Below are 22,276 nucleotides of genomic sequence, written 5' to 3' on the forward strand. Positions count from 1 at the left end.
ACTTTAACTCATCAAACACATCAAAATAGTTTACTTATAAAGGTATTTCATTGTTTAATTTTAAATCAGGTTTTTATACTTTTTTAGAAGTTTAAATTTTCTTTAATAATGCTAGTTTTATTATCAATAGTTAGTATTATATCAATTATTCCTTTAGATAGATTATGTGCTGCATTTTCAGTAATTTTTACAACTGGTGCAGTAGTACCACTGTATGGATATAGTATCGAAATAAAACCTTGAGTTGTAGTATCGCTTTTATTTTTTTCGAAAACAAAAGCCGGACGGCTAGTTTCTTTTTGATATTGGTACGATACAAAACCAGATTCTTCTTTTAGGCTTACTTTATCTTTATCTAACACTTGAATCAAGAGATTATTACCGTCGTTATAATTAGTAATAATGCTATTGTTTGAGGTATTTAAAGTGGCTTTACTATCTTCTTTTAGATTATAATGAATTCCTAAATTACCTGTAGCGCTCCCGATTGCTCTGTCTATAATCACAAAAAAAGTTTTGTCTATAAAAAGAAAGCTTCTTTGATGATCTAAATCTTTGTAACTAGGATTTATATAAGAAAGCTGCTGAAGATTACCATCTGGTTGCCACTTTATTACTTTAGCATCATTTATGATATTTTTATTATCAATAGTTAGGGTTTGATGCGCTTTGGTAGAACGATACCAATCTCTTTTTGAATTTTCCTGATTACCAACATTGGCGTAGATAAAACTACCTGAATCGGGAGTAAAATCAAGTCCTTTTATCCAAAGAACAAAATTACCATTGTCTGGATGTGAATGAAACTCTGCAGGAGGCCCAACTTTAATTTGCATTATTGTTGCTGCCAAATCCCAGCCATTTCTAAAAGCATAAAAACCTGCATTAGGCAAACTACTAGAAAGATAATCAGGTTGTTTTCCTGATTTACCATCTGTTGCATAATATTTAATCTGTTCGTTTTGTGGGAAAGCTTTAGCCCATTTCTCATAATTTTTGAGCATCATAGTTTTATTCGTTAAAAACGAATTACCATATAACGGAAACGTATAGTCTGGAAATGAATATTTGCCCACAGCAAGAATCATTTTTTCTACCAGATTGCGGTAACTTTCCGGAAACTCATTTTCAGCACCGTTTAATTGGGCAATTTGCAATGCATCCAAAAATATTTTAATACTTCCGATATGGTAAGAAGGGGATAGCTCAAACTGAACTCCGTCTGGTAATACTTGTTTTTTAATTTCTTCGTTTAATACTTCAATACCGCTTTTACGCCAAGTTATAGCTTGTTTTAATTCTGGAAATGAACTTCCTGCATACATTAAATGAAGTGCTTCATACAATCGATGATTACCTATATCGGTGTAATTTGCCATTACATAATTTGCCTGTTCATTATAGGAGTTTAAAAATTCCATTAAAAAAGCGGGCGTAAAATTTGACGAATCTAAAAACATATTAAAATAACCCGACCAATGATTAAGTCTAAAAGAAACAACAAATGCCTTCCAGGCATAATCTTTATCATCAGGATATGCTCCTTGTTTGTTTTTCTTAATCCAATCACGTACTTCGAGTACCCATTCCTGGGCATATTTCTCATCACCAGTACTATTATATACAATCCCTAATGGTTCCCAAAAAGCTGTACGATGCAAAAAAGTCGTTACCAACTGATCTTGTACCGGACGATATTGCCAGTTAATATCTTTGCCATAATCGTAAGCAGGATATCCTTTATGGGGCTTAAACTTGTGTAATAATATATTGTTGGCAAGCTCTAATGTATTAGCATTTACCTTTTTGCCAGCTAATTTTTCTTTATCAGCAGGATTAAAATCCAGAGATTTAACACCAGTACGAGTTCTATAATATTTTAAAAGCGCTGCGGCTGCATCTTCATATTTTTTAGAAACGACTAATGCTTTTACTTTTTCAAGTCCTTTGCTGTCAAGATTAATATTCTCAAAACTTGATTGATTAATTTTTGCTTCTTGCGCAAAAATATTTTGCACAAGAAGTAAGATAAATGCTAAAATGAATGTATTTTTTTTAATCTTCATTTTTAAATTATTAAATTATGATTTTTTCGAAAAATCTATTTTTTTGATAGTAGCATATCTCTTTAAAGCTTCCAAATAATAATAATCTGCATAATCAAGTGGTGTATCAATTTCTGAATTATATAAAAATGCACCCACACTATGCTTTAATAAAAAATAACTGTTTTCACCCGGTTTAGCCAAATAAGCATCTGATGATAATGATTTCAAAATGTCTTCGGCATAATCGGCATATTTTTTTCCGTCTTTTACCTGAGTGCTTAAATTTAGTAAAGCTGATGCAATAACTGCAGCTGCCGAAGCATCTCTTGGTGCAAGTTCTGCAGTATCCATTGCATTATGTACATCAAAATCCCAAACTGGTACTTTATCTTTAGGCATACGCGGATGATTCATGATAAAAGAAGCAATATTTTCGGCTTGTTGCAAAAACTTAGGATTCTTGGTGTTTTCATAACACATAGCATAGCCATAAAGTCCCCACGCTTGTCCACGAGCCCAAGCCGAATCATCGGTAACACCTTGATGAGTCCCTTTGCGTAATACTTTGCCCGTTTTTTGATCATAATCAACTAAATGATACGAGCTATAATCTTTTCTGTAGTGATTTTTCATTGTTGTCAATGCATGAGTGCTTGCTGCCTTAGCATAATCTGGTTTATTAAACTCAATGGCACTCCAATATAAATACTCAAGATTCATCATATTATCGATAATTACAGGGTAATGCAACCAAGCGAAATCCCAAGAACGAATAGCTCCAACTGTTGGGTTAAAACGAGCATAAAGATTTGCAGCACCATCGGCAAGTGCAGGAAGATAGGTTTTATCACCAGTAATTCTATAGGCATTTCCGTAAGAACAATAAAGCATGAAACCAACATCGTGGGTGTTTTTTATATTTCTGATAGAATCTAAAGCTAGGGTAAACTTTTTAGCTTCTTCTGCCATTACTTTGTCACCAGTAAGTTCATATCCGTACCAAAGACTTCCTGGGAAAAATCCAGTTGTCCAATCGGTTAAACCAGCTAATCTTACTGATCCATCAGGATTTACAGAACGTGGGTTCTTGCCTGGTTTATACGTTTGAGCCGCTTTATTTAATTGAAAATGAATTACCTCAGTTGTTTTTTTGAACCAATCAAAAGAGGGATCATCTTGTTTAGGTTTGGCAAAGGAGCTTATGGTAATGGTAGTGATTGCTAAAAATAGGCTAAAGGTTTTTTTCATGGTTTGATATTTTTATTTATAATCTTTTGTTCTAAATCTTTAATTAAGCGAAGTTAGACGGGAGTTAGAAAACGAACTTTCAAATTTTATCATAAATGTTTCGAATTTGTGTAAACATCATGTTTTATGCGTCCATTCAAGTTAATTCAATCATTTATTAGAGAAAATAGTCAATCAATAATGAGTAAATTTGTTGCTCATAAATGGGGATTGATTTAATAAAACTCATTTAAAACAATTATGGAAGACTTCTTAAAACAAATCAATTTATATTATCCTATCTCCGATGAAACTTCGCAAGCTTTGTTGGGGATTTGCAGAGTAAAACATTTTAAGAAAAACGAATTAATACTTCAGGCAGGAGATCTGGCATTGTATTATTATTTTGTCCAGAAAGGCTTACTTGGTTATTATACTATTGATGAAAATGGGGATACGATTTATAAAATTTTTTTTGAAGAGAATAACTTTGTAGCATCTACAGCAGCAATTATTGAAGAGAAACCCAGTAATTTTAATATCATAGCCTTAGAAGATGTAGAATTGATTGTTTATCCTGCAAATGCTTTTCGCGAATTGATTAAAAAACATCATGATCTAGCATTATTTCACATCAATTATCTAGAGAGAAATTGGGTGGTAAGAAAAGAGCCTTTAGAAATTAACTTAAAATGGGAATCGGCTACACAGCGCTATATCGAATTATATGAAAACCAACATTTGTTCCTGCGGTTAAAACAACATCATATTGCATCGTATTTAGGTATTACACCAACTCAGTTAAGTCGAATTCGTAAAGAAATAAACTTTTAATCCATCAACATTTGTAAACTTTTTTGCTTTTTATATATCTGACTTTTGCCTTATAAATAAAAAATAAAAAAATGAAAACATTACTTACCACAGTTGGATTACTTGCCTTATCTGTATCAATTTCTGCTCAGAAAATCATTCATAAGAATGTATATAGCAAAAAGATGAATAAGGAAATTGAAACCGTAATTATTACACCAAATCTTGTAGATGGTGAAACATATAAAACCATTTATATACTCCATGGTTATAGCGGTAATCCTGATAGAACATACAAGCAGGATATTCCTGATCTTGTAAGGAAATCTCAAAAAAATAAGACTATTTATGTCCTACCCAATGGTAATTTTAATAGTTGGTATGTAGATAGTCCTGTGGATAAATCTTCGCAATATCAAACCTTTATTGGGAAAGAATTAGTTGATTATATCGATGCCAATTATCCAACAATCCAAAACCGAAAATTTAGAGGAATCTTAGGATGGAGTATGGGTGGTTACGGTGCAACAAACATCGGAATTGCGTATCAAAATATTTTTTCGATAGTAGGAAGTTCTTGTGGCGCTTTAGATTTTAATCGATTTGGAGAAAGTTTCCATAATTATCAAGTAGATAAATTTTTAGGTGAATTTAAAAGCTTACCAAAACAATATTTAACATTTGATAAAACGAAACAAATGCAAGCCTCAAATCAGTTTTATATATTTGATTGTGGTACAGAAGATGCCCAAATGATTGATATGAATAGAGATTTTCATAAACTCCTAACAAATGAAAAAATTGAACATCTTTATATAGAATCTCTGGGCGCACACGATACAAATTATTGGAGCAAAGCGTTATCTAATCAGTTGGCTTTGTTTGAAAATTATTTTGGTAGTGAGGGAAAGTAAAGCTTATGCAGATTGTTGCAAGATTTATTAGAAAAAAGCTGATACGTAATGTATCAGCTTTTTTAGTTTATGATTTTAAGTATGCTGACTTTTAACTGTTTATTGCTTAAAATAAATGTAACTGAAGCAAGAATAGACTTTTTAACTGTACGCTTATTCTTCCTAACATTATTTTATTATGTTAATGTTTTATTTATTATATGTATTGATGTTTTTTATAATTAACTAATTATCAGTATATAAGGTTTTTTTTTGATGATTTTATAATAAAATCACTAAAAGTGGGTATTGTATCTTCAGAATAGCAGAACTATCATTGCGCAAATTATAGCTATTTAACAGTATTATGTATTATATAGCTGAATTTATCTTAATCCAGTTTTAATATGAAAAAAAACTACTTACTACTCTTATTTGTTTGCCCGTTATTCATGCAATCTCAAGACATACTTTGGGAAAAATCGTATGGAGGCAAACATGCAGATTATCTTTTTGATGCACAACCCACAGCCGATTATGGTTTTATATTGGCAGGCAGTTCTTTATCTGACAAAACAGGAAATAAAACCGATAATAATCATGGCGATTTGGATTATTGGATTTGGAAAATGGATGAAAAAGGCGACCTCGATTGGCAAAAAAGCATTGGAGGAAGCGGTTTTGATTTACTACAAAGCATAAAAAACACAAGTGATGGCGGTTTTATCCTTGCAGGAACTTCAAGCTCGCCAAATGATTTCCAAAAGAAAGATCCGTGTAAAGGTATTTCCGATTTTTGGGTTATAAAACTAAATGCCAAAGGCGAAGAGCTTTGGCAGCGAACGATTGGCGGTAGTGGACAAAATGAACTTTTATGTGCCTTTCAGACCAAAGATGGTGGGTATATGCTTGGAGGTTCTTCAAGTTCAAGCCCAGCATTAATAACTTCAAAATCTTTACCTCTGGATGCAAAAACAGATATATACGCTAAATCTGAAAAAAGCCGTGGAAACATGGATTATTGGATCGTGAAATTGGATAAAGCTGGAGTAGTAGAGTGGCAAAAAACCTATGGAGGTCAGTATGCTGATTTATTAAGAAGTATGGAGCAAACCCAAGACGGAGGATATATTTTAGGAGGATATTCTAATTCCACACTATCAGGAGACAAAAACCAACCCAATAAAGGAATAGGAGATTACTGGATTATAAAAATTAACGATGTAGGTGGGATAGAATGGCAAAATACATATGGAAGCAATGGCGATGATCAGTTGTATGTAGTTCACCAAACAAAAGATGGAGGTTATATAGCAGGAGGGAATTCTAATAGTACTCAACCCCTTACTACTTTGGGAGGTACGGTTGGTAATGGTACCGATTATTGGGTATTACGATTAGATGAAAAAGGAGAAGTAATATGGAGTAAAACCTATGATTTTGGCAAAGTAGATATCTTAACCTCATTAGTAGAAAATAAAGACAATACCTACCTAATTGGAGGTTATGCTCAAAGCGAAAAAAAATCTCCTAAAGAAGGTATTGTGGGCAAAGTAACTGGTTTGATAGACAAAGATAAAGAAGGGATCAATGATTATATCGCTCTAAAAATAGATGATAAAGGCGAAGAACTTTGGAAGAAAACAGTAGGAAGTGCAGGAGAGGATATCCTTCGTAAGCTTGTAGAAACCAGAGATGGTGGGTATCTTATGGCAGGAACCTCAAATTCCAGCGCTTCTAAGGATAAAAACGGAAGTATAGGAGGAAATGATTTTTGGGTTGTAAAACTCAAAGACAAAACCAAACTCGAAAAAGTTAAAATAAGCGTGGAAGCCATTCCTAATCCAGTAGTAACCTTTACCAATATTATTATAGGATATGAGTATGAGACCGGTACTGCTACGGTTGTAGACATGGCGGGTCGCATCTTGCAACAATTTAGTATTACTGAGCGAACCGTTCCAGTAGATTTAAGCCGTTATCCTGAAGGTATTTATGTAATAAACATAAAAACTAATGTACAGAGTGATGGTGTGAAAGTAATAAGAAGAGGAAAAAATTAAAAGAATCATAATGAATACAATACATACCACCAACAGGATTAAACATATATTTTTCTTGTTGCTCATTTTTACAACCTTACATAGTGTTGCACAGTCTGATGATAGTAAATTCATGCCTAATATAACACCACCATCACCTGTAGCTGGGGAATTAGGTAAATATGGTAACGTTCCTGTTGGAATGTTTACAGGAGCGGCAAATATTTCAGTTCCATTAATAAGTTTTAAAACTAAAGATTTAGAATCTCCGATGTCGCTTTTTTATGGCTCTAACGGAATTAAGGTAGATGAAGTTGCTTCGAATGTGGGATTGGGTTGGAATCTTAATTTTGGAGGAGTTATTACCCGGACCGTAAGAGATAAATCAGATGATTTGCAAACAATGGTTTATCCACCGGATAATTTTTATAATGCATCCGATGTTGAAAAAGTAAAATTTTACAAAGCAGCCGGACAGGACAATGCCGACACAGAAAGCGATGTATATTCTTTTAATTTTAATGGTAACTCAGGGAAATTTACATATGATAAAAATCGCGTACCTGTTTTAGTAAATAATCAAAAAATTAAAATAGAAAAAATCACGAATAATACCGATTTTTTATTGACAACCACCAATGGGGTTAAATATTATTTTACCGAAAAGGAAACAACAACTTTTAGGAGTCAGGGAGAAGGACATTCGGTAATAAGTGCCAGTGTAACGGCGTGGTATTTAAGTAAGATAGTACACCCAAACGGATCAGAGATTTATCTTACTTATGATGGAGCAAATATGGATTACACTGCTTCCAATTCTCAAACACTTAAGATGTCATATCCCCCGATGCAAAATACTTGTAATGCTGGTACTCCATACAGTAGCGCTGCAGCTCTTAGCGGTATTGTTTCTTTTAATATGAAAGTTATTGGGAAACGAGTAAACAAAATAAGTAGCAATAATAATAGTGACGGTTATGTAACTTTTGCTTATACTGCTTCGGGGGTTAATGAGGAAGTGGATGGAAATAGCAAAATCGAAACCATTACGCAATATAATGCCGATGGGCTTGTGATTGAAAAAATAAGCTTCAATTATTTAAAAACTCCCAACGAACGTGTTTTTTTGCAAAATATCACTTTCAACGATCCAAGTAAAAAATATGCTTTTGAGTATATAAACCAGACTAGTTTTCCTAGAAGACTCTCAACAAGTCAGGATCACTGGGGGTATTATAATGGTAAGGATAATACCAATTTAGTACCTAAAAATATAAAAGATTTTGATATAGGTTTAGATAATATAGAGTACAATGGTGCCGATAAAGAACCTGATGCAAATCTTGCTAAAATAGGATTACTTAATAAAATTATTTATCCAACCAAGGGATATACGGAATTTGATTATGAGAGCAATACCTATTGGGGAGAGAAAACGACTTATCCTAAAAAAACTACACTACTCTTAAGAAAAACAAAAGAAGAAACAAACAATGTAGCAAAAACTATAAATATCACTTCACCTATTGATCAAAGAATTGAACTTATAGGTAGTGTTGTTTATGCAGGTAATGGTCCCGCACCAGGAAAAGATGAAAATGACCCAGGAAATACAGGACATTATAGTGCCTCAATGGGAATAATTTGTACAGATCCTTCAGAAGATTGCCCTAGATTTTATGAAAAGTCTCAGTTTAACACCCCTTACTATCATGAAGGTGGTTTTATTTTTTTAACTGGTAGAGATAATGATATTGTTGATAATATTTTTTATTTTGATGCAAAAGCAGGTAAAACATATACGCTTCTTCTTTCTAAAAATGGAAACGGGGCTTCAGCAAGAGCAGATATTAGCTATTATGCTACCGCCTCAGTAACGACATCTACAAATATAGAAACAGGAGGTGTACGAATTAAATCCACAAAAGATTTAGCTGAACCATTGGCTAAAGCCAATTATAAAAGATATTACTATGCTAGTATAGCGGATTTGAATCATTCTTCGGGAGATAAAGGAAAGACTCCTCTTTATGTCGATATAGAACTCGTAAGAAATATCTGCAAAAACGATGGAGGTGGACCTGCAATAGGTACTAATTTTGTCGATAATAGTAATCTTGTGGTTAGTTCTAGTAGTATCATTTCTTTGTTTGATACAGGAAGTAGTAATTGTTATTATAAATATGTAACAGTTAGTGAAGGAGGAGATGCTTTTGAGAATGGAGGAGAAATGAAAGAATTTGTTATACACAGAGATAGTTGGGTTGATAATTTTGACACTAAAGCGCAACCACTAATTGTTGATAATGAAATCAATGGAAATAGTAAGATTTTAGGGCTGGTTGATATCAAAAGTGCACCACCCACAAATTTCGGATGGGATAACGGTTTGGAGAGAAAATCACAATTACTTCAGAAAAAAATTGTTGGTGTTCCGTTTGTAGTTGTAGCCGAAAATGTAAATAAGTACAAGTTAGATTCTTCTTATAGTAATGAAGTAAAGGGATATAATGTTCGAAAACATTTCAATGATCTTTTCTCAGTTATTGCATTTGTTGATTATTTGAGTATAGTAGAGTATGCAACAAAATCCTACTGGTTTTATCTGGAATCATCCATTTCTATAAAATATGACCCTAAGGGGGGCAATCCTATAACAACTGTTACAAATTATGAATATAACAATCCTGTACATCTTCAGCTGACTTCGCAAAGTACCAAATCTTCATTAAAAGAGAATCTCGAAACCAAGTATTACTATCCTCAGGATTTGGTTGCAGAACCTTTTGTTTCTGAGATGATAACAACAAATAGAATTGATACCCCACTGAAAACAGAAACTTTTAGAGGTGGTACAAAGCAATCCGAGCAAAAAACAGAATATGCAAAGGATGCCTCAACGGGTAATTTATTGTTGCCAAAGTTTATCTATGCTGCCAAATTTCCTAATTCCCTTTCTACAGCAAATTCTTTAGAAAGAAAAATTACATATGATAAATATGATGATGTAGGGAATATACTCCAATATACTTTAGAAGGTAGTACACCAGTTGCTATTATTTGGGGATATAATAAAACAAAACCCATCGCTAAGGTTGAAAATGCAACTTACGATCAGGCAAGTGCGGCGTACGCAACAAACGAAAATACATTTAGGAATAACTTACCCAATGCAATGATTACAACCTATACTTATAAACCATTAATAGGAGTAAGTACTGTAACAGATCCTAAAGGCTTAACTACCTATTATGAATATGACGAATTTAATCGTTTGAAAGTAGTAAAAGACAGTCAGGGAAACATTTTGTCAGAAAACCAATATCATTATAAAAACTAGTATGAGAACGATGAAAAAATATATATACAGTTTCTTATTACTATTGATCGTTTCATTAGGATATGGACAGGATAAAAGTCTTAAAGCTGCTCCTCCAGGCGGAGGTGGTGGCGGTGACCGTCCTGTTAAAATGTATAGAGATGCTGATGGAGATAAATGCGGGGATCCCACTAAATATATCATGAGTTCAGAAGCAATAGAGGGATATGTATCTCAGGGTAATGATCTGGATGATAACAATCAGTATATTACCAGTAGGCCTCCTACCCAGTATTTTTATGAGGATATAGATGGCGATACTTATGGGAATCCCAATTCAAGTGTGTTTTATACATTAAAACCACCTGGCTATGTGGTTAATAATCAGGATTGTAATGATAGAGAAAAATTAGTAAATCCAGATACAGTTTGGTATTTTGATGGTGATCACGATAGCTTTGGTAATCGTACAATTACTACAACCAGTTGTTTACAACCTACAGACTATGTAGCAAATCCATGGGATCTTGATGATGCCAATGGAGCGATTACCAATATTACACCACAGACTTTTTACAGAGATTTCGATAAGGATACTTATGGTAGTGCGATCGAGACAATATACTGTAGTGTAATGCCCGAGGGTTACGTAACCAATAATCAGGATTGTAATGATAGAGAAAAATTAATAAATCCAAAGACGGTTTGGTATTTTGATGGAGATCACGATGGTTTTGGAAATCGGGCAGTAACGGTAGCAAGCTGTACGCAACCTACAGATTATGTAGATAATGCAAATGATTGTAATGATGCCGCTACAGATTTAAACCCTGATACAGTTTGGTACTATGATAACGATGACGATGGTAGTGGAAACGATAATATAACATTTAGAGGGTGTGCTGCACCTAAAAATTATGTAAGGAGAGCAGGCGACTGTGATGATGATAATCCAGAAATCGATAAATATACAAGATGGTATCGTGATGTGGATGGTGATGGTTTTGGTGTGGCTGCAAATTTTGTATTGAATTGTACAAAACCTGAAGGGTATGCTGATAAGTTTGGAGATTGTGACGATGGGAATAAATTCGTAAATCCTGATACTATTTGGTATTATGATAATGATGGAGACGGAGCTGGTGATGCTTCTGTATTTATCCAAAGTTGTACAAAACCAGACAGGTATGTTCAAAATTCAGACGATTGTGCTGACGGAAATCCAGCATATAAGTATGTTAGGACTTGGTATTATGACAAAGATGGAGATACTTATGGACGAAGTACAACTACGGTAGAAAGATGTATCCCACCCTATCGTTATGTAGACAATGCTAGTGATTATGATGATGAGTCAGGGTGTATCACAAATATTCTTCCGCAAACTTTTTATGAAGATTTCGATAAAGATACTTTTGGAAATCTGAATGTGACTGTTAGATGTAGTGTTCAGCCCGATGGGTATGTAACCAATAATTCCGATTATGATGATAGGACAGGAAATATTATTAATATTCCTCCACAAACTTTTTATGAAGACTTTGATAAAGATACTTTTGGGAATCCAAATGTAAGCCTGTTTTACAGTATTCAGCCTTCAGGATATGTAACCAATAATTCTGATTATGATGATAGGACAGGCAATATTATTAATATAGCTCCACAAACATTTTATGAAGATTTTGATAAAGATACTTTTGGGAATGCTAATGTAAGCCTGTATTACAGTATTCAGCCTACAGGATATGTAGCCAATAATTCAGACTATAATGATCGGACTGGAAATATTACTAATATTCCTCCACAAACATTTTATGAGGATTTTGATAAAGATACCTATGGGAATCCAAATGTAAGCCTGTATTACAGTATTCAACCTACAGGTTATGTAGCCAACGCTTCAGATTGCGATGATAAAGCTATTCTCATAAATCCCAATACAAAATGGTATGCTGATAATGAAGAAGACGGTTTAGGAGATCCTTCTAATTTTGTGCAACAATGCACCAAACCGGCTGGGAATTATGTAGATAATTACTCCGATAATTGTCCATTGCTTTATGGTTCAGATTCAGATTGTTCTAGTATTAAAGACCCTTCATCAGATCATAATTTTATTATAACAACTAATTACAAAGAACCAGTTAAAACTGTTTTAGCGAATCCGTCACCTAATCAAGCTCAAACTAGTATTACTTATTTTGATGGGCTGGGTAGGCCAATTCAACAAATTGCTAATCAGCAATCCAATTCGGGTAAAGACATTATAACATATATTGGTTACGATGATTTTGGAAGACAAACACATGAATACTTGCCCTATGTTGCAACATCTGTAAATATGGCTTATGAAGCAAACGCAGATGCAAATACTATTAATTTTTATAGTACAGAAAAATATGAAAATACAGCAAATCCTTTTTCTGTAAAGGAATTAGAATCATCTCCTCTTAGCAGAGTTCTAAAACAAGCTGCCCCAGGAACAGACTGGGCTATGGGTGGTGGACATGAAATTAAATTGGATTACCAAACTAATTCAGGTAGTGAAGTAAAATTATATAAAGCAGCTACAAGCTGGAATGCTTCGGCGGGAATATTTGATATTTCCTTTTCGGATAATGGGTTATTTTACGATGCTAATGAGTTATCTAAAACGGTAACTTATGATGAGAATTCCTCTTCTAATCCTTCTGAAACTTCAGGAAGCACAGTAGAATTTAAAGATAGAGAAGGCAAGGTAATTTTAAAGAGAACCTACGAATCGCAACAAAAACACGATACCTATTATGTATATGATGATTACGGGAATCTAACTTATGTAATTCCTCCAAAAGCTGATGGAGCTATAAGTGACGAAGTTTTAAAAGGGTTATGTTACCAGTACAAATACGACTATCGTAACCGTTTGGTCGAGAAGAAACTACCAGGAAAACAATGGGAGTTTATTGTGTACGATAAATTGGATCGTCCTGTAGCCACAGGACCAGCAAATTCTCCCTTTAAAGGAGAAACAACAATAGGTTGGTTAATTACCAAATACGATACTTTTGGTAGACCAATTTATACGGGTTGGTTAAATTCAACTTCAACTAGTACAAGCCGGAAAACCATGCAAGATGGCCAAAATTCAGCTACTGTATTATTCGAAACAAAGCAAACTTCAGGTACAATTGATGGAGTTGCTGCCAATTATAGTAATCTTATTGCGCCAACTAGTTTCAAGCTTCTTACAGTAAACTATTATGATACTTATGATTATCCTAATGTTTCGACTGTAGCTACAAGTATCGAAGGACAAGATGTTTTGGCTAATGTCAAAGGTTTGGCAACAGGTAGTTGGATAAGAGCACTTACATCAGCTTTTGTTATTTCTGGAGAAACTACTAGTACTTTTTATGATAGCAAAGCAAGACCGATACGTAGTTATACTCAAAATTATTTAGGAGGCTATACTACTACTGATAGTAAACTAGATTTTACAGGAAAACCATTATACACCATAACCAAACACAAGCTCTCAACAGGAGCTGTAGAACTTACCATAAAAGAGGAATTCACTTATTCGGCACAAGACCGCTTACTAACTCATACGCATCAAATTAATGGAGGAGTAGTACAGCTTCTTGCAGAGAATATTTATGATGATTTAGGACAACTTAAAGCTAAAAAGGTAGGTGAAAGTACTGGTAACCCTCTACAAAAGGTTGATTATAGTTATAATATAAGAGGGTGGTTAACTGGAATAAACAAAACAGATAATTTGCAACAAGAATCAGATCCAGTCGATTTATTTGCTTTTAAAATTAATTACAATAAAGAAACTACCGACCCAAATGTAAAATCATTGTACAATGGTAACATTGCCGAAACGTATTGGAAAACACAATCTGACGGGGGACTATTAAGAAAGTACGGTTATCAATACGACGGGTTAAATCGTTTATTGAATTCTATTTATCAGAAATCAGGACTTATCACTAATGCATATGATGAGAACCTTACCTATGATAAGAACGGAAATATCATGTCACTGAATCGTTTTGGCCTTCAGGATCAGCAATTAGGAAAAATGCAAATAGATGCTTTAACGTATGATTATAAATTAGATAGTCCTAACCAACTCCTAAAAGTTACAGATGGTTCAGGAGGTAATGATGCAAGAGGATTTATAGACGGTAACAAAACCGGAGATGATTATACATATGATGCTAATGGAAATATGATTAGTGATAAAAATAAAAATATTATCGAGATACGCTACAATCATCTTAATTTGCCAACCAAAATAACATTTGGAGGGACAAATACGATTGAGTATATTTACAACGCAGCAGGGCAAAAATTGGGTAAAACAGTTAGCGATAATGGGATTATAACAAAGACCATTTATCTAGGAGGATTCCAGTATAAAGATAATGCGTTACAGTTTTTCCCAACAGCAGAGGGCTATATAAACAATACACCTGCAAGTGGAGCAGATAACTATAATTATGTGTTTAATTATACGGACCATTTAGGAAATGTTCGCGTGAGTTACAAAAAAAATGCCCAAAACGTTCTTGAGATTCTTGAAGAAAACAATTATTACCCTTTTGGATTGAAGCACGAGGGTTATAATACGGATAATTTACAAGTTAATTATAAATATAAGTTTCTAGGACAAGAGCGTCAGGATGAGTTAGGCTTGAACTGGGACACGTTTAGACACCGAAATTACGATTATGCGATAGGTAGATTTTTTGGAGTTGACCCAGTTTCTGAAGAATATATGTCAATTTCTACTTATCAGTTTGCTCATAATAATCCTGTATGGAAAATTGAAATAGAAGGCTTGGAAGGAACTCCTTCCAATGGGAAGCCAGACACTACTAATCACGAACCTATAAAAGTTGTAAATAAACCTGTTTTAGGTTTTGTTGGTGGTGGATTAGTTGAGACGAAAGTTGTTCAAAAAACCACTACTGAAGTTGTCAAGGAAGTAGCAAAGGAAACAGTTAAAACTGGAGGCAAAGTTATTGGTAAAGTAGTAGGAACTGTATTTGCTGTTTTAACTGATTACATGAGTCCTAACTATGGAGGTAACACAAATGAGAGACCATTTAAAATTGATGGAAAAGGTATTGACGAAAAGTTTAGTATTAAAGATTATAATGTTAAAGAAAAAACAATTGAAGAAACAGGAATAAAAAGACTTGAAAATAAGATTGATGATTTAGTTGATGCATCTACTCCTGGTGACAAGACTAAAGGCAAGTCTACTATCTTTGAGAAAAAAGGCGGAATTGAGGAAGCTAATAACGATTTTGATAGTTTAAACCCTTCAAATATTAGAGAAGTTAATGGAATAAGAATCGGGACACTACCTGATGGTAGTACTGTAAATGTTAGAGAAAAGAGCAAGGATGGAAGACCTACTTTAGAAATTTTAAAAGGTAAAAAAATGACCAAATTTAGATACGATGAGTAATACTGAAATAATTAGATGGGAACCAAAGATTTCCAATTTTCCTAAAACAATTCATATAATGGGAATTTACGATGACTATGAAGGATTTAGAATAATAGTTAGAGAAGAAGGAAAAACTAACCTCTTTAGGTTTAAATTCGACAACTATGTAGCTTATAGAAATGCTGACGAAGGGGCAAGGATTAAATCTATCCCATTGTTTCCAAATGACAGTAGGGAGTGGTGTTTATTCAAAACACAAAATAATGAATTTGTTGATTGGATAGTTAATGAAAGCTCAGGTATATACTTAAAGGAATCAATAACCAATTATATTTTTGCTACTCCAAATGATATAATCGAAGTATTATCATTGGAAGAACCAGAATTAGAAGAACTATAAGTGCCCCCAGCTGTTCGAAGTCTCCCGACTTCGAACCTACAACGATAATCGACAAAGAGTATAAAACAATTAAACCTCGTCCAAATACTGGCGAGGTTTTTTTATGTTTTAAAACCAAATCACTCCCGATAAGCTTCAATCCTGTGCTTGTTTTTTTTGAATATTTTTTAATTTTCATCTGAAATTAAAAGATAAAACGTTCTAAAAAAATCATCCAAAAAAACAAGCTTAGCCTTGTGGCGACTGAACTATGCACAAAGACTAACGCCCCGAAGCACCGCAGGGATAATGTAGTTTTACGGAATTATCCCGAGGAGCGCCACGCGGTGTTGCGGCAATCGTACAGGCACGCTAGAACGGGAAGCCCTTTTTTTGGGCTGTAGGGCTAGCAGCGTGAAACGGCAGCCGAAAAGGTGCAGTAAAACGAAGCAACTAATCAAAATCAGCGAAAGCGTTCCTATTGAGGTTGATGGCTGGGCGAGAGAGCAACCGCCCAATAAACAAGTGGCGGTTTGTTTTTTTTCCTTAGGCAAGGCGTAGAGAAACGGAGCAATACAAATCAGCTAAAAAAATAAAAGTAGCCACGACGAGCGCAAGGTAGAGAACGTGTGCAATGAGGAGCGGGAACGGAGAGAGGAACGAACGACTGGAAGCGAAGAATGAAACAAAGAGAACGACTGTAGCGAGACCGCTTGATTGCTTACTGTATGTCTATAATACGAAATCACTTAAAATAGAAAACCACTCATTGCCGAGTGGTTTTCTATTTTATAAAAGTATTTTTATTGTGCTAATTGCTGAATTTTCTTTTTAGTAATAAAAGCATCAAGAAAAGTTTTAACAAGATGTTTTTCTTCTGGGTTTAATTTTTCTACTTCTTGAAACTGTTTTATAAGTTCTATATCGGTTAATTGTGCTTCTACTTGTTGAGTTTTACCATTCATTAAATAATCGGTACTAGTTCCTAATATGAAAGCTAGTTTTTGTAATACATCGGAGGACGGACTACTTTTCCCTTTTTCATATCGACCAATTTGCACATAAGTCAAGCCTACTTTTTCTGCCAGTTCAGATTGAGTTAGGTTATTCTCTGTGCGAAGTTGTTTTATGCGTTCACTTATCGTTATCATAGTAGATATGTGTATTAGTTTAATACTTAAATATATGCAAATTTAAACAATAATACATCTGTTTAAAACATTGTTGAAAAATATAATACATTAAAGTTTTATTAGATAAAACAATTATGTATTATTGCATAACAAAAAAGTATCATAAAAACTTTTCAACAATGTAAAAACATGGCAAAAGGAAACAGCAAACAAGTAAAACTTCAGCCCAAACACAGAGAATTATCCCGAGGTTATAAAATAGTTCCTTGGCTTAGCGTGAGCGGTGTATGGCTTGAGAAGCTTGGCTTTAAAGTTGGCGATACTGTGAATATCATAATCCGTGAAAAGTTGTTAGTAATAGAACACATAGAACCTCTAGTAAAACCAAGAGAAGCAAAACCTAAAAAACCGTAAACAATGGAAATCCAACAAATAAAAGAAAACCTACCGCTAGCTACAATATTGGACAATTACGGATTACAGCCCAATAAAAACAATATGTTATTGTGTCCGTTCCACGACGATAAAACGGCAAGTTTGCAAGTAAACTTAGAAAAGAACTTTTATAAATGCCATGCTTGCGATAAAAAAGGTGACCAAATACAGTTTGTTCAGGATTATGAAAAGATAACCAAACGAGGCGCTATAATGAAATGCATAGCAATGATAATCCAAAGCCCAGTGCTAGCAGCTCCAAGCCCAAAGCCTAAAAAGGAAAGTCCAAAGCCGACAGTTCAAAGCCTTGAGCATATTGCATTTTTAGAGAAAATGTTCCAGAGTTTTAGAAAAGGTATTTTTAATAGTAATCCCGCAAAGGATTATTGCAAAAGCAGAAATTTAGATATTGAAGCTTTACAAATTGGTTTTAATGGCGGACAATTCCATCACGGCACAAGACGGGATGAAACTTTAATCAATAATTGTTTAGAAATAGGATTACTATTAGACCGAAACATTATCAGTAAAACAGGCGAGAAAGCTTATAATGTTTTTGGTAATAAATCAATTGTTTTTCCATTAAAAAACAAAGTAAACCAAATTGTAAGCTTGTATTTTAGAAGCACCATAAATGAAAAAGACGCCAAACATTTTTACTTAAAAAACCGAAGCGGATTATATCCAAACTATCCTAATGCCAAAACAAAAAAACTAATCTTAACCGAAAGTATAATTGATGCAGCAAGCGTAATACAAGCTTTAAGCCTAGAGCCTACAGCGTATAGCATCCTAGCTTGTTACGGCACAAACGGTTTAAACGAAGAAATCCAAAAAGCCATTTTAGAACTCACAGAACTGGAAGAAATTATCTTTTGTTTTGATACAGATATAGCAGGAAGAACAGCTGCAACACGATATGCTAATCAATTATTAATTATCAATGATAGATTATTAATTACTAAGATTGAACTGCCAAACAAAGACATTAACGAAACGTTGCAATTACATGAAAAAGAAATATTTACCGAACTTTTAAATCAAAGAAAACCATTAAACGTTTCTTTTTCTATTGAGGACAATACAACCGAAATTGCTAATCCAATAATCGAAGAATCACAAAATAAAACAATCCAAAATCTAAATGCAATAGATGTTTTAAAACAAAAAAACTTACTGCAAGAACTTAATATTTTGATTGAGAAATCAGGAATAATCGGAGAAGAAAACAGCCGCTTATTATTGTTTATTATCGCCTCGAGTTACAAAACCAAACAGCCCTTACACGCTATTGTACAAGGAAGTAGCGGAAGTGGAAAAACGCATTTAATCAGTAAAATAGCCGATTTGATGCCACAGGAAGATGTACTTAGATTTACAAGAATAACAGAAAGCAGTTTGTATAATTGGGGCGAATATGATTTAGTTGGAAAACACCTTATCATCGAAGATTTGGACGGATTAAAAGAAGAAGCCATGTTTGCCATGCGAGAATTAATAAGCAATCAAAGACTCTCGAGTTCCGTATCTATCAAAGACAAAAAAGGCAATATTAAATCAACAAAGAAAGAAGTAAAAGGTGTTTTTAGTTCGCTGAGTGCTACTACCAAAGGCGATTTATACGAAGACAATATGAGCCGTAGTTTTTTGCTTGCTGTTGATGAAAGCGAAGCCCAAACCAATAGAATCATTACCTATCAAAATAAACGAATCGCTGGAGAAATAAGCGAACAAGAGCAGGAAAAAGCCAAGTTATTATTACAGCAAATACTCAGAAGTTTAAAACCCGAAGAAGTACAAAATCCTTTTGCCACACAAATACAACTCCCTGAGAACGTACATAAAAAACGAAGATTAAATGAAATGTTCCAATCCATAATCAAACAAATAACCATCTTAAACCAATATCAGCGCAAATCCCAAAACGCAAAAATACAAACCCAAATCGAAGATGTAGAACAAGCTGTAGAAATCCTTTTTGAAAGTATCATCCTAAAAATAGATGAACTCGACGGAAGTTTGAGACAGTTCTTTGAAAAGCTAAAAAAGAAGTTCCCAGCCCATGATTTTACAAGGTTCGAAGCGATGGAAACCACAGGCTTTAAAAAGACCCAATTACAGCATTATATCAATCAATTGGTACAACTGGAATACATCAAACAATACGGACACGGCAACAAAGGCTATAAATACAGAATCTCCTATTTTGATGATATACAAAGCGTTCGCAAGAAACTAAAAGAGCATTTTATAAAACAAATCCAAAACCTAAAGCCGAACACCAACGAACACTAACTGAACACCAAACGAACGCTAGAACAATGGCAATCAATTAATAATTAACAACTTATAATTAATAACTAACTGGCGTTCGGTCGAAAAAAAAAGTACAACCATAAAAACATCATAGCTATGTTTACAAATGCGATTTATGAATTTAGAAAAGAACTCGAAAACCTAGGATATAGTAAAAATGTAGTTAGTAATTATCCCAAATATGCAAAGCAACTCTTAGACTTTACTAAAGCAACTATTGAAAAAATAACAGATAAACATATAAAAAACTATCATCAGTATTTACAAGAAAAACCTAAACAGCGAAGAACAGGAAAGCAAAGCCAAAGCCATATTTACAGTCAGTTACTAGCTATTAAATTATACTTTGATTATCTACAAAGAACCAAAAAGATAAACCAAAATCCCTACAATCTAAAACTAAAACAACCCGTAAATAATGAGCGTCAAGTATTTACACAACAAGAAATACAACAGCTCTACGCAACTTGCAAAAACATAACCGAAAAAACAATATTACACCTTTGCTATGGCTGTGGGCTACGAAGAAACGAAGTAGAATTATTAGAATTAAAAGACATAAACTTTGAACAAAAACTACTCTTTATACGAAAAGGAAAAGGTAAAAAACGCAGAGTAATACCACTTACTACAACCATTATAGATGATTTTAAACACTATTATACCGATACTCAAACCCATAGAGAACAAAGTCAGGAAAGCTTTTTAATCAATATAAACGGTACTAAAATGAAAGGGCAGAATATCTACAATCTTTTTAAAAGACTCCTTAAAAGAACCCAAAACCTAAACCCTGAATGTTATTGTTTACATACACTCAGGCACAGCATCGCTACACATCTTTTAGAGAATGAAATGAGTATAGAAATGGTCAGAGATTTTTTAGGACATCAGCAAATCGCAACCACACAAATTTACACCCGAATCAATCTCTTAAAAAACAAATTACAGTAATGAGCATCGAAGAATATCTAAAACAAAGCCTAAGAGAAAGTTCCGTAAAAAGTTATCTGCATATCATAAAAAAATACCAAAAACACGATAAAAATACCCCAAAGTACAACTATCAAAAAGTAATGCAATACATAGAAATATTGCGCAAAGAATATAAACCAACAACCGTAAAAGTAATGTTGGGTAGTATAAAAAAATATTACGATTATCTGATTGAAACAGGAAAACGCAAAGACAATCCCACCAGAGCCATACGAATACGAGACGCAAAAGAAAACCCAATCCAATTACAGGACTTATTTACCGAAAAAGAACTCGAAAAACTCTTAGAACCAAGAAAAGAACGTTATCCGTTTTTAACCAAAAGAAACAAAATTATAATGAGTTTACTTATCAATCAGGGATTAAGATTGGCAGAAATAGAAAGCTTGAAAATTAACGATATAGACTTAGAAAAAGCCATCATAAAAATAAAAGAAACAGGAATAACCAATGCCAGGAATTTACCCTTAAAAGCCGAGCAAATCCTTTTATTATACGAATTTATCAATCAGGATAGAAATAAGCTAAAAACCTTTAGAAATGACCAAAACGCTTTGTTATTAGGCAAACTCGGAACACCAATAACAAAAGATGATGTAGATTATTTAATCAGTACGTATCAAAATCAATCTAAAAAAAGATTAACCACCACCACAATCCGACAAAGTGTAATTACTAATTTATTAATCAAAAATAATAACCTTAGAATAGTTCAATATTTTGCAGGACACAAAAGTCCGGACACAACAGAAAAATACCGAGAAACAGGATTAAATGCTTTAAAAATAGCTATCGAAAAACTACATCCAATTAAATAGATTATTACCAGTTTATATCAATAGTATCAATTATTTATACCAATTTAATGTTTTTAAAAGCTGTCGATAGATTATATAAACCACATATATATGTAGTATATATCTTTTTTAAAAAGTCGTTTAAAAACAAATAAATCGTCAAAAGAGAAGCGATAAAACTGATAGTATCTATAAAATCCATACGCCAAATATAAACAAAAGAAAACCAATAGAAATCAATAAAGCGGTCTCTCTCCAGTCGTTCACTTAGTTGCGTTCTTCGCTTCCAGTCGGCTAAAAAGCCTCCGTTCCCGCTCCTCACTTCACACGTTCTCTACCTTACGTTCGGTGCAGCTTTCTTTATTTTTTGATTGATAATTGTTCCGCTCTGCTGCACTTTGAATAAGGAAAAAAAACAAACCGCTGCAC

The 22,276-nt window shown here is 33.6% G+C and carries 13 protein-coding genes; 10 read left to right on the top strand and 3 right to left on the bottom strand.

The window, feature by feature from the left end; all coding sequences use genetic code 11:
• Window positions 1–83: 83 nt before the first annotated feature.
• Both hepC and SHI72_RS14515 read right to left on the bottom strand, forming a co-directional pair.
• Complete coding sequence (hepC, locus tag SHI72_RS14510) at window positions 84–2,066, bottom strand: heparin-sulfate lyase HepC (RefSeq protein WP_323490414.1); 1,983 nt, start codon at window positions 2,064–2,066, stop codon at window positions 84–86.
• A gap of 15 nt (window positions 2,067–2,081) precedes the next feature.
• The gene (locus SHI72_RS14515; RefSeq protein WP_323490415.1) at window positions 2,082–3,296 is read right to left on the bottom strand and encodes a glycoside hydrolase family 88 protein; all 1,215 of its coding nucleotides are present in this window, start codon (window positions 3,294–3,296) and stop codon (window positions 2,082–2,084) included.
• A 240-nt stretch (window positions 3,297–3,536) separates the two neighbouring features.
• On the opposite strand from SHI72_RS14515, the gene SHI72_RS14520 reads away from it, so the two are divergent.
• The 6 genes from SHI72_RS14520 (at window position 3,537) to SHI72_RS14545 (ending at window position 16,191) form a co-directional block, all read left to right on the top strand.
• A complete protein-coding gene (locus SHI72_RS14520; protein ID WP_323490416.1) occupies window positions 3,537–4,109 on the top strand; it encodes a Crp/Fnr family transcriptional regulator in 573 nt (190 codons plus the stop codon).
• Window positions 4,110–4,180: 71 nt separating this feature from the next.
• Entirely contained in the window at window positions 4,181–5,002 is an 822-nt protein-coding gene (locus SHI72_RS14525; protein WP_323490418.1) for an alpha/beta hydrolase, read from the top strand.
• A gap of 386 nt (window positions 5,003–5,388) precedes the next feature.
• A complete protein-coding gene (locus SHI72_RS14530; RefSeq protein ID WP_323490419.1) occupies window positions 5,389–7,044 on the top strand; it encodes a T9SS type A sorting domain-containing protein in 1,656 nt (551 codons plus the stop codon).
• Window positions 7,045–7,054: 10 nt separating this feature from the next.
• Window positions 7,055–10,363, top strand: coding sequence for an RHS repeat domain-containing protein (locus SHI72_RS14535; protein WP_323490420.1), 3,309 nt, complete (start codon window positions 7,055–7,057; stop codon window positions 10,361–10,363).
• Between the two features lie 10 nt (window positions 10,364–10,373).
• Window positions 10,374–15,809: a DUF6443 domain-containing protein gene (locus SHI72_RS14540; RefSeq protein WP_323490421.1), complete on the top strand. Its 5,436-nt coding sequence runs from the start codon at window positions 10,374–10,376 to the stop codon at window positions 15,807–15,809.
• Window positions 15,802–16,191, top strand: a complete 390-nt coding sequence (locus SHI72_RS14545; RefSeq protein ID WP_323490422.1) for a hypothetical protein — start codon at window positions 15,802–15,804, stop codon at window positions 16,189–16,191. The genes SHI72_RS14540 and SHI72_RS14545 overlap by 8 nt, the downstream gene beginning before the upstream one ends.
• A 782-nt stretch (window positions 16,192–16,973) precedes the next feature.
• On the opposite strand, the gene SHI72_RS14550 is transcribed toward SHI72_RS14545, so the two are convergent.
• Window positions 16,974–17,321: a helix-turn-helix transcriptional regulator gene (locus SHI72_RS14550; RefSeq protein WP_323490423.1), complete on the bottom strand. Its 348-nt coding sequence runs from the start codon at window positions 17,319–17,321 to the stop codon at window positions 16,974–16,976.
• Window positions 17,322–17,492: 171 nt separating this feature from the next.
• Between SHI72_RS14550 and SHI72_RS14555 the strand changes: the two genes are divergently transcribed.
• From SHI72_RS14555 to SHI72_RS14570, 4 genes are all read left to right on the top strand, one after another.
• Window positions 17,493–17,717 carry a SymE family type I addiction module toxin gene (locus SHI72_RS14555; protein WP_323490424.1) on the top strand — a complete coding sequence of 75 codons (225 nt, stop codon included), beginning with the start codon at window positions 17,493–17,495 and terminating at the stop codon, window positions 17,715–17,717.
• A gap of 3 nt (window positions 17,718–17,720) precedes the next feature.
• Window positions 17,721–20,033, top strand: coding sequence for a CHC2 zinc finger domain-containing protein (locus SHI72_RS14560; RefSeq protein WP_323490425.1), 2,313 nt, complete (start codon window positions 17,721–17,723; stop codon window positions 20,031–20,033).
• A 117-nt stretch (window positions 20,034–20,150) separates the two neighbouring features.
• The gene (locus tag SHI72_RS14565) at window positions 20,151–21,008 is read left to right on the top strand and encodes a tyrosine-type recombinase/integrase (protein ID WP_323490426.1); all 858 of its coding nucleotides are present in this window, start codon (window positions 20,151–20,153) and stop codon (window positions 21,006–21,008) included.
• Window positions 21,008–21,868, top strand: a complete 861-nt coding sequence (locus SHI72_RS14570; RefSeq protein WP_323490427.1) for a tyrosine-type recombinase/integrase — start codon at window positions 21,008–21,010, stop codon at window positions 21,866–21,868. Before SHI72_RS14565 ends, SHI72_RS14570 begins: the two co-directional genes overlap by 1 nt.
• Window positions 21,869–22,276: the final 408 nt, after the last annotated feature.

The sequence above is a fragment of the Flavobacterium sp. PL02 genome (genome assembly GCF_035013205.1).
In the GTDB taxonomy this organism is placed as follows: domain Bacteria; phylum Bacteroidota; class Bacteroidia; order Flavobacteriales; family Flavobacteriaceae; genus Flavobacterium.

Excerpts from the sequence above, each read along its gene's own strand:
- hepC (WP_323490414.1), bottom strand. The coding sequence starts at position 2,066 with ATGAAGATTAAAAAAAATACATTCATTTTAGCATTTATCTTACTTCTT.
- SHI72_RS14515 (WP_323490415.1), bottom strand. The coding sequence starts at position 3,296 with ATGAAAAAAACCTTTAGCCTATTTTTAGCAATCACTACCATTACCATA.
- SHI72_RS14520 (WP_323490416.1), top strand. The coding sequence starts at position 3,537 with ATGGAAGACTTCTTAAAACAAATCAATTTATATTATCCTATCTCCGAT.
- SHI72_RS14525 (WP_323490418.1), top strand. The coding sequence starts at position 4,181 with ATGAAAACATTACTTACCACAGTTGGATTACTTGCCTTATCTGTATCA.
- SHI72_RS14530 (WP_323490419.1), top strand. The coding sequence starts at position 5,389 with ATGAAAAAAAACTACTTACTACTCTTATTTGTTTGCCCGTTATTCATG.
- SHI72_RS14535 (WP_323490420.1), top strand. The coding sequence starts at position 7,055 with ATGAATACAATACATACCACCAACAGGATTAAACATATATTTTTCTTG.
- SHI72_RS14540 (WP_323490421.1), top strand. The coding sequence starts at position 10,374 with ATGAAAAAATATATATACAGTTTCTTATTACTATTGATCGTTTCATTA.
- SHI72_RS14545 (WP_323490422.1), top strand. The coding sequence starts at position 15,802 with ATGAGTAATACTGAAATAATTAGATGGGAACCAAAGATTTCCAATTTT.
- SHI72_RS14550 (WP_323490423.1), bottom strand. The coding sequence starts at position 17,321 with ATGATAACGATAAGTGAACGCATAAAACAACTTCGCACAGAGAATAAC.
- SHI72_RS14555 (WP_323490424.1), top strand. The coding sequence starts at position 17,493 with ATGGCAAAAGGAAACAGCAAACAAGTAAAACTTCAGCCCAAACACAGA.
- SHI72_RS14560 (WP_323490425.1), top strand. The coding sequence starts at position 17,721 with ATGGAAATCCAACAAATAAAAGAAAACCTACCGCTAGCTACAATATTG.
- SHI72_RS14565 (WP_323490426.1), top strand. The coding sequence starts at position 20,151 with ATGTTTACAAATGCGATTTATGAATTTAGAAAAGAACTCGAAAACCTA.
- SHI72_RS14570 (WP_323490427.1), top strand. The coding sequence starts at position 21,008 with ATGAGCATCGAAGAATATCTAAAACAAAGCCTAAGAGAAAGTTCCGTA.